Origin of the sequence: Halohasta litchfieldiae (assembly GCF_002788215.1) — an archaeon.
GTDB lineage: Archaea > Halobacteriota > Halobacteria > Halobacteriales > Haloferacaceae > Halohasta > Halohasta litchfieldiae.
The window spans coordinates 218,445-229,588 of sequence record NZ_CP024845.1; the positions used below are offsets into that span (position 1 = coordinate 218,445).

The following is an 11,144-nucleotide window of genomic DNA, read 5'->3' on the forward strand; positions in this document are numbered from 1 at the left end:
TGAGCGAATGTTTAGGCGCTCCCATCTCCCAGTCGACCGAGCAGGTCCCAAAGAAGGAACGCCACGCCGACAGTGAGGGCGGCCACCTGCTTGGGATGGGTCATCGCCCACAGCAGATAGCTCCGCTCGCGTGCTTTGTTGTCGAACGAGCCACGGGCTCCGAAATCGGTGTCGTCGTCGACTGGCTCTCGAAGGTTGTCGGCCCTATCGGAGTCCACAGGCTCGTCGATCATCTGGGCGTTCCAGCCGGTGCGAGCCAGCAGGTAGTCGAGTCGACGGGGAATCACTCGATTGCCGAGGATAGCTTTCAGCGTCGACCCACCGACCCAGAGTTCGTTGCGGTCGTTGTGGGCCGCCCAAACGATGGCCTCGGCGGCAACTTCGGGCTGGTAGATGGGTGGCACTGGCTGTGGTTTGTTGGGGAGTCGACTCCGGACCCACTCGAACTGTGGCGTGTTGAGCGCGGGCATCTGGACCATCGTCAACTGGATGTTGCTGTCCTCGTGGATGAGTTCGGTCCGAACCGACTCGGTAAACCCCTGAATGGCGTGTTTGCCGCCGCAGTAGGCCGACTGAAGTGGAATCCCGCGGTAGGCCAGCGCCGACCCGACCTGAATTATGGTTCCCTCGTCACGCGGGCGCATGTGATCCAAGGCGACCTGCGTGCCGTAAACGTAGCCGAGATAGGTGACCGCGGTGACGCGTTCGTACTCGTCGGGTTCCATCTCACTCACTGGGGAAAACACGGAAGTCATCGCGTTGTTCACCCAGATGTCGATTGGACCAAACGCCTCCTCGACAGCCTCGGCGGCAGTGTCGACCTGCTCTGGGTGGGCGACATCCGTTTCGACGACGACGGCCTCACTCCCGGCGTCGACGACCTCCTGTTTGGCGGCTTCGAGCCCTGCCTCACCGCGGGCGAGGAGACCGATCCGTGCGCCCTTCTCGGCAAAGGCACGCGCCGTCGCTCGTCCAACGCCAGCCGATGCACCTGTGATAACGACCGTTGGGTCTGTGTTTGCTGACATAGTCTCGACTTATCTGACATACTGCGGCCACCACGAGCCGTACTGATCCCGAATCTGACCCCGTGGGATGCTGGCAGCGATGAGCAGTGCACCCACGACAACACCGTTGAGAACTGTGAGTAGCGGCGCGCCGAACAGCCATGGTGCGAGGATGATCCACCCACCAAGCGGAATGTTGACGAACCGAAGCAGGCGGGCCGGTTCGGCGGTGGCGATCACCGACACCGAGACGACAAGCGACCCGACGAGATGGCTACTGTCGGCAAGCAACCCCTCCGAGCCGAAGACAGTCGGTGACAGCATGAGCCAAAAGCCGAGTGCCAGCGCCGCCAGCAGCGTCCACGGCAGCGACACCCCCCAGAACATTCCTGCCGCGCGGTCCGGGTCTTCTCGGGTTCCTTCAGGAAGCCCGGCCTCCTCCTCTGAGAGCATGCCGCCCATCCAGAACGCATGCCACAGTGAGACGCCCTCGCTCATCCGTCGACGGAGCAGTTGGAACATGGCGACGACCTCGTCGAACGTGAGCGAAATCATCCAAAGCATCCCGAACGCCGACAGCAGACAGAGGGTACACCACGTGCCGACCAGCAGGGGCTGGAAAACAACGAGGAGGACCTGCACAAGGCCCAGCGGGATAACGACGATGCCGAAAAACGCCACCATCCACGGCATCGTCCGCCAGCGCGTTTTGTCGCCCATAAACGACATCAGTCCCTCGATTGCGTAGGCCACCGCCCCCAACCCAGCATCCGAGACGGGGAAGGCCTCCGAGACCCAGGATTCGAGAATCTGGACCGTTCCGTCGCCAAAGACAGGGTCCCAGACGAAATCAATATATCCCAACTGGTAGGCGGCCATATACCGTGAAGCGAAAAATCCGAAAAAACCGAGGACGACCAGTGGGAACCGTTGGGCCGCCGTCGACGGATTGTATGTCCATCCCTGTGGCACACTCCCGCCAGACATCTCCATCCGCATCATGATGATAACCGAGAACGTAATCACCAGAATCCCGACCAGCGAGTCATTAACATAGGCGGCGGCTGTCGGCGCGCTGAAGACGACTGGGGCCAACAGCAGCCAGAAGCCGACGAAGCCGTTGGCGTACGACGCCCACCGGTTGCCTCGCCAGACGGTGAGGCCACTCAGGGCGATCAGTACAACTCCCGTAAGTATGTCGCTCCAGGTCATCCAGATGCTTTCGTAGCCGAGCGACATCGGAGAGAAGACGAGCCAGATCCCCAGCGAGATGACGCCGTACTGAATCCACGTCTCTTTGCGTGGATGGTTGAACATCATCGTTCCCGGCTCTTGCATATCGTCTTCGTCGTGGCTATCTGATTGATTCATGATCTGGTATCAGTGATCGTCTGCCTGTCTCAGCCCCGGATACGCCGTCGACGACTGGTCTGCAAGCGAGTAGGGTGGATACCCCTTTTGAGCGTAGTGGTGCCCGCCATGGGTTGTGAGGGCCATTGCACTCGTGAGCACACCGATATGGCTGAACGCTTGGGGGATGTTCCCCAACTGCTCTCCCTCCGGCGTCACCTCCTCGGCAAGCAGGCCCAGCGGGCGGCCACACTGACAGACACGCTCGAAGATGTCGGTCGCCTCCTCGATTCGGCCCGCCGCCGCCAACGCATTGACTAACCAAAACGAGCAGACGACGAACCTCGCTTCACCCCCCGGCAGCCCGTCGCTGCCTTCCAGTCGACGCACCAACCCATCCTCGGTCGTGAGGCGGCGGCGAATCGCCTCAATCGTCCCCGCTATCCGTGGATCGTCGGCGGGCAGAAAGTCGACTTGGGGAAGTCGCAGCAGCGCCGCATCGAGTTGCTCGTCGGCTTCGAACGAGCGCACAAAGCTTCCTAACTCATCGTTGTATCCCCGCTGGAGGACAGCATCGCGGATCGTCTGACGTGTCTCCCGCCAGTGGTCGACTGGTCCCTCGATGTCAGCCTCCCCGACATCAGCCTCTTCGATGAACCGAATGGCGCGGTCGAGAGCTGCCCAACACATCACCTTCGAGTAGACGAACTGCTCTGGCTCGCCGCGAATCTCCCAGATACCAACGTCGGGTTCGTCCCATACCTCACAGACGTGATCCGCGACATCTCGAATCACCACCCAGTGGTCGACGAGCAGATCAGCCCCGTACTGAACCGCCTCGTAAACGCCGACGACGAGTTCGCCGTAGACGTCGAGTTGTCGTTGGGTGGCTGCGCTGTTGCCGACCCGCACGGGGGTCGAGTCACGGTAGCCATCAAGGTGATCAAGCGTCCGCTCTGTGAGATCCGTCGCGCCATAGAGGCCGTAGACTGGCTGCATCTCGGCGGGTGTATCCTGCCCGCAGTGGGCGAGACACAACTCGAAATACGCCTCGATCTCCTCAATGTGGCCCAACTCCGCGAGGGCTTGGACCGTGAATGCGGCGTCACGAATCCAGTTGTACCGGTAGTCCCAGTTTCGACTGCCGCCGATGGCTTCGGGCAGCGAGGTGGTGGGTGCGGCCGCAATCGTCCCGACGGCCTTCTGAATCAGTAGTTTCAGGACGAGCGTCGACCGGACAGCCAGATCGTGCCACGGGCCCGCGACGGGACAGGACGACGCCGAACAGGTGTGGGACCACTCCTGCCAGTAGTCGACGACCCCTGCACGCAGATCCCGGTGGGCGTCGGGATTGATCCGAACCGCTTGATCGTAGCCGAGAACGAACCACTGGCTTTCGCCTGCCTGTAGGCTGAGGCTGGCTGTGGCCGACCCGTCGCTGATCTCGAAGGGAACGGTCCCCGAGAGCGTCAGTGTCTCGCCATCGCCGGTCGCGGTGACGCCGTGGGTGGTGTGGTCGAGCGTTGGCATCGTTGCTGCGTAGTCGAACCGTGGTTCGAACTCGACTGCGAGGTCGACGGTGCCCGCGTTTCCCGTGACCTCTCGGTAGAGTGTTCGATGGCGGTCATCAGCTGTCCGGTGTTGAACGGGCATGAAATCGGTCACGGTCGCTGCCCCGGAGGCTGTCGAAAACCGGGTCTGGAGGACGTTGGTTCGGTCGACATACGTCTGGGCCGCCTCGAACGATTCCGCGGGAGCGATGGTACAGTGGCCACCCTGACCGTCGAGCAGGCGCGCGAACACGCTCGCATCGTCGACTCGCGGGAGGCACAGCCAGTCGATCCCGCCGTCGCGTCCGATCAGCGCGACCGTTTCGAGGTTCCCGACGACCCCGTAGGCGTCCAGCGGTTTGAACTGCGTCACTGTCGGGGCGGCTCCACTGACCCCATCGTGTAACTGACTGCACACCCACGGGTGTCTGTCAGAGACAATGCAGAGCAACGTTTGGCCGCCTCGGAGTCGTCTATTGTGGCCGGTTTGTTTCTGCTTGGTCGTCGGTCGACCGCGTTGGCGAGAAGGCTTAGGTAGCGGTTCGTGGTAGCCCTCCGCATGTCACTCGAAAATTCGCTTGAGGAACGGCTCCACAAAACGACCCAGACCGACGACCGACTCCCGGATAGCCCGCGTGGAATTCACGCTGTGGTCGCCGCTCTCCGTGGACTGCAGGCGGGGTTCGTGGCGACGCTCATTATGACCGCGTTTCGACTCCCAATTATGCGGTCGCTGCCGCCCTCTGCTAACTTCTGGGCGATGTACGTCGGCAGCGGTGATACCAACGACTACCCCGGTATTGGGCTTATTCTGCACTTGCTGTACGGGACCACGAGTGGGGCTCTCTTCGGTAGTCTGTTCGCGCTCCTGTCTGCAGAACGCTCAATCGAGGCCGAACAGCGGGGCATCGTCTGGGGGTCCGTGTTCGGGATGGTGCTGTCCGTCTTTGGGACGCAGGTCGTCCTCAACGAACTCCTCGATACACAGCTAGAGGCCGACGAACTCACGCTGTTTCACGCCGGGCATCTCGTCTACGGGATCTCTCTGGGCGCGTGGGTCGGTTCTCGAACAGAAGGAACAGAGAACGTCGACACCGAGTACGACTACAAGTGAGACTCTCCAGGTCGTCGACGACCGATACTGTCGCTACTCTGTTTCGACTGGTGCGCCGCGGACGTTCTGCTTGACGCTCCGCAGCCCCTGTTTTGCCTTCTGCTTCGAGGCATACCCGTGGCCACCGTCGGCGATGATGTTCCCGTTGTCGTGGACGAGCCGCCAGCGCCATTTGCCGCCCTTGTCCGCGAACAGTTCGAACGTCGCGCTACTGCCACCGTCCTCAACAGTGTTCTCGTGATCGTCCTTCGAGGTGTCGACCACGTACGCACCCGGCGCGTTCCCCACGACGCTGTCGAGGCCCTGTTTGGCCTTCTGGGTCGAGGCATACCCCTGGCTGCCGTCGGCGATGATGTTGCCGTTGCGGTGAACGAGCCGCCAGCGCCATTTGCCCTCGCTGTCTTCGTACAGCTCGAACCGGGCTTTGCTCACGTTCGTCTCGGTGTCGACGTCCTCGATGTCACCCTCCCATTCCATTTCGATGTCGAGGCTGAGTGTCTCGCCGTCTTGTTCGATTTCGACTTCCAACTCGGGTTCGGCCGCCGGGGTGACCGTCACCGTCTGTTCGTCGTCGACCGGCACTGGCTCCCCCCGACCGAGCGCCGTTGCCAACCGGCGCAAATAGGACGCAATTGATCGTCGACTCCGCTTCGTTTCGGATTCGTAGATTGTCTTTTCTGACATACAGTTTTGCTTTCACAGGACTGTTATAAAGTCGTGTCCCCGACTTAGCCACCTTGGAAAGACAGAGAACGGATCTATCAGTATGGGAAAACGCTATTGACCGTGTCGAACGTAGGGAGTTACAATGCGTGTTCTCGTTGTTGGAGCGACTGGGTTCGTCGGTAGTCGACTGGTCGCTCGGCTCGCGGAGTTGGGTCATGATGTTGTCGCCTTCTCGCGGAGCGCGAGCCAGGAATCGTTCCCCGACGGCGTCGAGGTCTTCGAGGGTGACCTCGCCGACGGCGACTCGCTCACTGATCTCTGTGCGGGCGTCGACGTCGCCTACTACCTGATTCACTCGCTGACCGCCGACAACTTCGCCGCCCGCGACCGGGAGTACGCCCGGCGGTTCCGGGATGTCGCCTCCGAAGCGGGCGTCGACCGCGTCGTTTATTTAAGTGGCATCAGCGGCACCGGGGTCGACCTCTCGCCGCATCTCGAATCGCGCCGCGAGGTCGAGTCGATCCTGACCGGCGGCGAGTTCGATCTGACCGTCCTGCGGGCGGCGGTCATCATCGGGGCCGGGAGCGCGAGTTTCAGAATCCTCCACGACCTGACCGACCGGCTCCCGATCATGGCGGTCCCCCAGTGGGTTCGCACCCCCTGTCAGCCGATCGGGATTCGGGATACGATCAGCTATCTGGTCGGTGTCCTGGATGCCGAGGAAACCCGCGGCGAGACCTACGACATCGGCGGCCCCTCCGTCTGGAACTACGAGTCGTTGCTCCAGTTGACCGCGAAAGCAAAAGGCAAGACGGTGTACATCGTGCCGGTGCCGGTGATGACGCCGAAGCTCTCGTCGTACTGGCTCCGGCTGACGACCGACGTGCAGTTCGACATCGCCCAGGCGCTGGCCGAGAGTATGCGCAATCCGGTGACCGTCGAGGCCGCAAGCGACCTGCAGACCGTCGTGCCGATCGACCAAACTTCGATCGAGACCGCAGTCCAGGACGCGTTGGCCGAACTCCGAGCGGCCGCCGAACGCTGAGACGGCGGTCGACGACGCCTGCCAGTCGACCGACGACCGTCAGTGGTCGACCTACTTCCGCCGGGAGTCGGCGTGGTCCTGTCGGATCGTCTCGACGAACTCCCGCGCGTCGGGATCGAGTCTGTAGGTGCCGTGGATCTCGGCGGGGGCCTCGCCGTGGACGACACGGCCGAAGGGCGCGGCGATTTTGGGGTACAGCGCTTCGAACCCGCGGGCCACCGGCGAGGCGATCCCGCGGGCATCCATCGCCCGCTTGACGGCCGTCTCGCCAGCGTGGACAGCATCGCCCTCGATCAGCACGAAGACGAACGGTCGGCTGCCGAACTGGGCTTCGAGGAACTCCTGGACCACGTCGGACTCCCATGGGACCGGAATCACGTCGTCCATCCCGTAGGTCAACACGTCGACCGCGGTTCGAAACGCCTCTTTGCGGCCGTCGTAGACGAGAACCGACAGTGGGCTACTCACGACTGCTGGTATGTCGCCGAGCGGCGTGATTCTTTCGAACAGCCCCGAATAGAAGGACCGACGAGCAGGCGGTTTTATGTTCCTATCTGACATTGGTGATTTTAAATGCAGTATCGAGCAGCTATCGGCGGTGGCCTCGTCGTCTCCGGCGTCCTCCTCGGAGTGCTTCAGGTGTTGCAGTATCTTCAGTTCCCGGCAGCCGCGACGACCCTCCTGTTCAACACGGTCCCGTTTATATTGGTGTCGGCAGCGATCGTCTTCACTGGCGTCACCATCGTCCGCGACGACGCCTACGGCGAGTACGCGACGCTCATTATCTCCTGGAGCGTCGGGAGTGCGGTCGCCTTCGTTGCCGTTTTTACGCTCATCACCGGCATCAGTCAGCAGGCGGGCCTGACGCTGCTGTTCGGGGCCGCCGACGCAGGGACTGCTGGTGGGCTTGCCGGACTCCTGATCGGCCTCTACGACGCCCAGAGTCGACAAACGCTGGCCACCGTCGAGCGGTCGGCCGAGAAACTGAAGGGGCTCAACAAGTACGGCAAGGTGCTCAACGAGTCCTCGAACGTCGAATCGGTCAGCGCGCTCTGTATCGAAGTTCTCGAATTCGTCCTGGATAGCGACGGGGCTGTGTTTGTCCATGGCGACGGCGACTCGTGGCGGGTCGTCGACACCACGCTCCCGGATGTCGACACCGACGGCGCGCTCGGCCGGGCCGCCCGCGAGGCCAGCGACCGCGAGAAGCTCCAGACGCTCACCGACGGCGAGGGGTTCGACGGGATCAGAAACGGCGAGCCCGGGTCGACGCTGGCGGTGCCGATCTCCTACGGTGCGGACACTGTCGTCCTGTTCGCCGTCTACTACGACCTCGCCGAGCCCGACACCGAGAACGTCGACCTCTTCGAGATCCTGGCAGCCCACGCCGCGACGGCGCTGTCCTCGGTCGACACAGCGGCTCGACAGGCCGACGAGCCGGAGCCGCTGTAAGCCTGGGCTTCGAGTCACAACAGCTATTTTTCGGCCGGTCTTTCACTCGCCAATGGAGGTTGCCCTGATCACCGTCGGCGACGAGCTGCTGTCGGGCGACACGGTGAACACGAACGCCAACTGGCTCGCCGCGCGGCTCGCCGACCGCGGCGCGACGGTACCCCGGGTGCTCACGTTGCCCGACAGCCGTGAGACGATCACTTCCCACGTCACGGAGTACAGCGAGGCCTTCGACCGCGTGATCGTCACCGGTGGCATCGGTGGGACGCCCGACGACGTGACGATGGAGGCGGTCGCCGACGCCTTCGGCCGCGAGCTGGCTGCCTCGGAGCTGACCCGCGAGGCTGTAGACCGGCGACTCGCCGAGATCGAACAGCGCATTCCGGACCGCGAGATCGATGTCGACCGCGAGGCCGAGGCCGCGATTCCGGCCGAGAGCCGACCACTTATAAACGAGGCCGGGCTCGCGCCGGGCTGTGTCGTCGCCAACGTCTACGTGCTGCCCGGCATTCCGGAGGAACTGAAAGCGATGTTCGAGTCGGTTGCCGAGGAGTTCGCCGGGGATCGTCGCTCGGAGTTCCTGTATACGGTCGAACCGGAGGCCAATATCGTGTGGGCCCTTGAGGAGGCGATGGATCGCTTCGCGGTGACCGTCGGCTGCTATCCCGACCGGGAGGCTGACCACAACCGGCTGAAGCTCACGGCGACCGACGAGGCGGTGTTGACTGGGGCCGTCGACTGGCTGCTGTCGAACATCAACGCGAGCGATACACCAGTCTCCCGCGACTGGAACACCGACGAGCCCGCGAGCACGGACCAGTGACGACGCCACGACTGGTGCGTCTTTTATAACCGGATCGTCACACGGGTCCCTTGCTCGATCTACAGACGGCCGCTACAGTTCGTCCCGTCGACCACTCACTCGATTCGAACTAGAACTACCCATCTGGTCGCCGACGACCTGCCAATGCGCTATCTCGAAATCACGATCCCAGAGGGTCGCCGACGGGCCGTCCTCGGCGTGCTCGACGAGGCGGGCGTCGACTACGTGATGAGCGACGAAACCAGCGGCGAGAAGTACAGCGACGTCGTCCGGTTCCCACTGCCGAATCGGGCGGTCGAACCGATCCTGGACAAACTCGCGCAGGTCGATATCGAAGACGCCCGCGTGGTTGTTATCAACGCCGAAACCGTGATCTCCGAGGAGTTCGACGCTGTCCGCGACCGCTACAGCGGAGGTGGGGCCAAAGGTGAACGCACTTCTCGGCAGGTGCTCCGAACGAAGGCCGACGAGTTCACCCCCGCGTTTCCCATTTATATTGTGATGCTGCTGATCAGTGCGGTCGTCGCCACCGCGGGGCTGCTGGGTGATTCGCCCGCCGTCGTCGTCGGCTCGATGGTGATCGCGCCGCTGCTCGGCCCGGCGCTCGCCGCCAGCATCGGGATCGTCACCGGCGACGACGACCTCCGCCGGGAGGGGTTCCGCTACCAAGTGATCGGTGTTGCAGTCGTGATCGCGGCCTCCGTCAGCCTCGGGTTGCTCGCTCGACTGGCGGGGTTCGAACCGGGCGGCGTCGATATCGTCGTCGTCGCCGAACTCGAAGAACGCGTCTCGCCGAATCTGCTTTCGATCTTGGTCGCGCTGGGAGCGGGAATCGCCGGTATTCTGAGTCTCACGCGCGGCTTTTCGGAAGCCATCGTCGGCGTGATGATCGCCGCCGCGCTCATTCCGCCGTCGGCCGCCGTCGGAATCACCGCCGCGTGGGGGATGGACGGCGCGACACTGGGAGCGTTCACGCTGGTCATCGTCAATCTGCTGTCGATCAACGTCGCCGCACTGGCGACGCTGTGGGTCGCGGGCTACCGCCCGCAGGGGCTGTTCGAGGTCTCGCCCACCCGGCGGCCGACGCTGACCTACGCGGCGATCTTCGGTGTCGGCCTCCTGGTGCTTGCGGCCCCACTGGGCAGTATCACGCTGCTGGATTTCCAGACGACACAGATGGAAGCCAGCGCGGAGGAGGGCGTCGAGGCGGTCCTCGACAATCCCGAGTACGACGGGATCGAAAGCGATGAGATCGAAGTCGTCCTAGACGACGACTATCCGGTCCGGTCGGTCGATCGGATCGTCGTCACCGTCACTGGCCGGCAACCAGGGCCGAACCAGCCACTCGCGGACGATATTTATCAGGCCCTCGCCGACCGGATCGGCGAGCCACTCCTCGTCGAGGTCGAGTACGTAGTGTCCGAAGAGCGCGGCCAACAGCCTGCCGACCGCGGGATCGTTGAGACCGAGTCGGTTGGGTCCTAACCCGGTGCTGGCGACTCGCTACCGCATGACGACAGCGTCCTGTGGGTCGTACTCCATCTGTGTCGCCACAGTCGCGGCCACTTCGTCGCCGAACTCGCGGGCGACGAGATGGAATGCGAGGTCCAGCCCAGCGGTGACACCCCCAGCGGTCACGAGATCGCCGTCGTCGACCACCCGCCCGTCGACGAGATCGGCCCGTGAGTCTCGTAGTTCGTCGCGTGCGCTCGCGTGTGTCGTTGCTGGTCGACCGTCAGTCACTCCGGCCCGCGCCAGCAGCATCCCGCCGGTACAGACCGCTGCGAGGTCGACGCCCTCGTCGTGAAGTCGGGCGATTGCCTCAGGCAGGTCGCCCCGTTCGGCTTCAGCCCACGCGCCGGTCTCGCCGCGGGCCCCCCATTGGCCACCTGGCACGACCAGGAGATGGGGATCGAGGTCGTCGAGTCGGTGGTTGATGCCGATCCGGAGCCCGTGGCTCGCGGTGATCTCCGTTGCGTCGTCGAGTGTACAGAGCGTAACTTCGAGCTCCGCGCCCGCATTTCGGGCGTTCTCGAAGACCTCGAAGGGAGCGATGGCGTCGAGTTCGTCGACGCCCTCGAAGACGACGATTGCGATATGCATGGCTGTGCTCGGCTGGGTGTCAAAAAAAGGGTTC

The 11,144-nt window shown here is 63.2% G+C and carries 11 protein-coding genes; 5 read left to right on the plus strand and 6 right to left on the minus strand.

Going from position 1 to position 11,144, the window contains the following annotated elements; all coding sequences use genetic code 11:
• Nucleotides 1-11 precede the first annotated feature (11 nt).
• Genes HALTADL_RS01120 through HALTADL_RS01130 form a run of 3 tightly spaced genes read right to left on the minus strand, consistent with a single transcriptional unit; the run spans nucleotide 12 to nucleotide 4,280 of the window.
• A complete protein-coding gene (locus tag HALTADL_RS01120; protein WP_089673258.1) occupies nucleotides 12-1,028 on the minus strand; it encodes an SDR family oxidoreductase in 1,017 nt (338 codons plus the stop codon).
• Between the two features lie 9 nt (nucleotides 1,029-1,037).
• Nucleotides 1,038-2,378 (minus strand): vitamin K epoxide reductase family protein, encoded by a 1,341-nt coding sequence (locus HALTADL_RS01125; protein ID WP_089673257.1) that lies wholly within the window; start codon nucleotides 2,376-2,378, stop codon nucleotides 1,038-1,040.
• Between the two features lie 9 nt (nucleotides 2,379-2,387).
• Nucleotides 2,388-4,280 carry a glycoside hydrolase family 15 protein gene (locus HALTADL_RS01130; RefSeq protein WP_089673256.1) on the minus strand — a complete coding sequence of 631 codons (1,893 nt, stop codon included), beginning with the start codon at nucleotides 4,278-4,280 and terminating at the stop codon, nucleotides 2,388-2,390.
• 186 nt (nucleotides 4,281-4,466) lie between these two features.
• Here HALTADL_RS01130 and HALTADL_RS01135 point away from each other — a divergent pair, with 186 nt between their 5' ends.
• Entirely contained in the window at nucleotides 4,467-5,021 is a 555-nt protein-coding gene (locus HALTADL_RS01135) for a DUF6789 family protein (RefSeq protein ID WP_089673255.1), read from the plus strand.
• A 33-nt stretch (nucleotides 5,022-5,054) separates the two neighbouring features.
• Here HALTADL_RS01135 and HALTADL_RS01140 read toward each other — a convergent pair whose 3' ends face one another.
• Nucleotides 5,055-5,705, minus strand: a complete 651-nt coding sequence (locus tag HALTADL_RS01140; RefSeq protein ID WP_089673254.1) for an HVO_2922 family protein — start codon at nucleotides 5,703-5,705, stop codon at nucleotides 5,055-5,057.
• A gap of 124 nt (nucleotides 5,706-5,829) precedes the next feature.
• On the opposite strand from HALTADL_RS01140, the gene HALTADL_RS01145 reads away from it, so the two are divergent.
• Nucleotides 5,830-6,732, plus strand: a complete 903-nt coding sequence (locus HALTADL_RS01145) for an NAD(P)H-binding protein (protein WP_089673253.1) — start codon at nucleotides 5,830-5,832, stop codon at nucleotides 6,730-6,732.
• 51 nt (nucleotides 6,733-6,783) lie between these two features.
• Here HALTADL_RS01145 and HALTADL_RS01150 read toward each other — a convergent pair whose 3' ends face one another.
• Nucleotides 6,784-7,200 (minus strand): hypothetical protein, encoded by a 417-nt coding sequence (locus HALTADL_RS01150; RefSeq protein ID WP_218143691.1) that lies wholly within the window; start codon nucleotides 7,198-7,200, stop codon nucleotides 6,784-6,786.
• 105 nt (nucleotides 7,201-7,305) lie between these two features.
• Here HALTADL_RS01150 and HALTADL_RS01155 point away from each other — a divergent pair, with 105 nt between their 5' ends.
• The 3 genes from HALTADL_RS01155 (at nucleotide 7,306) to HALTADL_RS01165 (ending at nucleotide 10,492) form a co-directional block, all read left to right on the plus strand.
• Nucleotides 7,306-8,184, plus strand: a complete 879-nt coding sequence (locus HALTADL_RS01155; RefSeq protein WP_089673252.1) for a hypothetical protein — start codon at nucleotides 7,306-7,308, stop codon at nucleotides 8,182-8,184.
• Nucleotides 8,185-8,236: 52 nt separating this feature from the next.
• Nucleotides 8,237-9,007: a competence/damage-inducible protein A gene (locus HALTADL_RS01160; protein ID WP_089673251.1), complete on the plus strand. Its 771-nt coding sequence runs from the start codon at nucleotides 8,237-8,239 to the stop codon at nucleotides 9,005-9,007.
• Nucleotides 9,008-9,151: 144 nt separating this feature from the next.
• Complete coding sequence (locus HALTADL_RS01165) at nucleotides 9,152-10,492, plus strand: TIGR00341 family protein (protein WP_089673250.1); 1,341 nt, start codon at nucleotides 9,152-9,154, stop codon at nucleotides 10,490-10,492.
• Between the two features lie 18 nt (nucleotides 10,493-10,510).
• On the opposite strand, the gene HALTADL_RS01170 is transcribed toward HALTADL_RS01165, so the two are convergent.
• Entirely contained in the window at nucleotides 10,511-11,110 is a 600-nt protein-coding gene (locus HALTADL_RS01170) for a DJ-1/PfpI family protein (RefSeq protein ID WP_089673249.1), read from the minus strand.
• Between the last annotated feature and the right edge of the window lie 34 nt (nucleotides 11,111-11,144).

What these genes read in the sequence shown, in the direction of transcription:
- HALTADL_RS01155 (WP_089673252.1), top strand. Translation starts at nt 7,306, where the DNA reads ATGCAGTATCGAGCAGCTATCGGCGGTGGCCTCGTCGTCTCCGGCGTC.
- HALTADL_RS01140 (WP_089673254.1), bottom strand. Translation starts at nt 5,705, where the DNA reads ATGTCAGAAAAGACAATCTACGAATCCGAAACGAAGCGGAGTCGACGA.
- HALTADL_RS01125 (WP_089673257.1), bottom strand. Translation starts at nt 2,378, where the DNA reads ATGAATCAATCAGATAGCCACGACGAAGACGATATGCAAGAGCCGGGA.
- HALTADL_RS01165 (WP_089673250.1), top strand. Translation starts at nt 9,152, where the DNA reads ATGCGCTATCTCGAAATCACGATCCCAGAGGGTCGCCGACGGGCCGTC.
- HALTADL_RS01170 (WP_089673249.1), bottom strand. Translation starts at nt 11,110, where the DNA reads ATGCATATCGCAATCGTCGTCTTCGAGGGCGTCGACGAACTCGACGCC.
- HALTADL_RS01135 (WP_089673255.1), top strand. Translation starts at nt 4,467, where the DNA reads ATGTCACTCGAAAATTCGCTTGAGGAACGGCTCCACAAAACGACCCAG.
- HALTADL_RS01120 (WP_089673258.1), bottom strand. Translation starts at nt 1,028, where the DNA reads ATGTCAGCAAACACAGACCCAACGGTCGTTATCACAGGTGCATCGGCT.
- HALTADL_RS01160 (WP_089673251.1), top strand. Translation starts at nt 8,237, where the DNA reads ATGGAGGTTGCCCTGATCACCGTCGGCGACGAGCTGCTGTCGGGCGAC.
- HALTADL_RS01145 (WP_089673253.1), top strand. Translation starts at nt 5,830, where the DNA reads ATGCGTGTTCTCGTTGTTGGAGCGACTGGGTTCGTCGGTAGTCGACTG.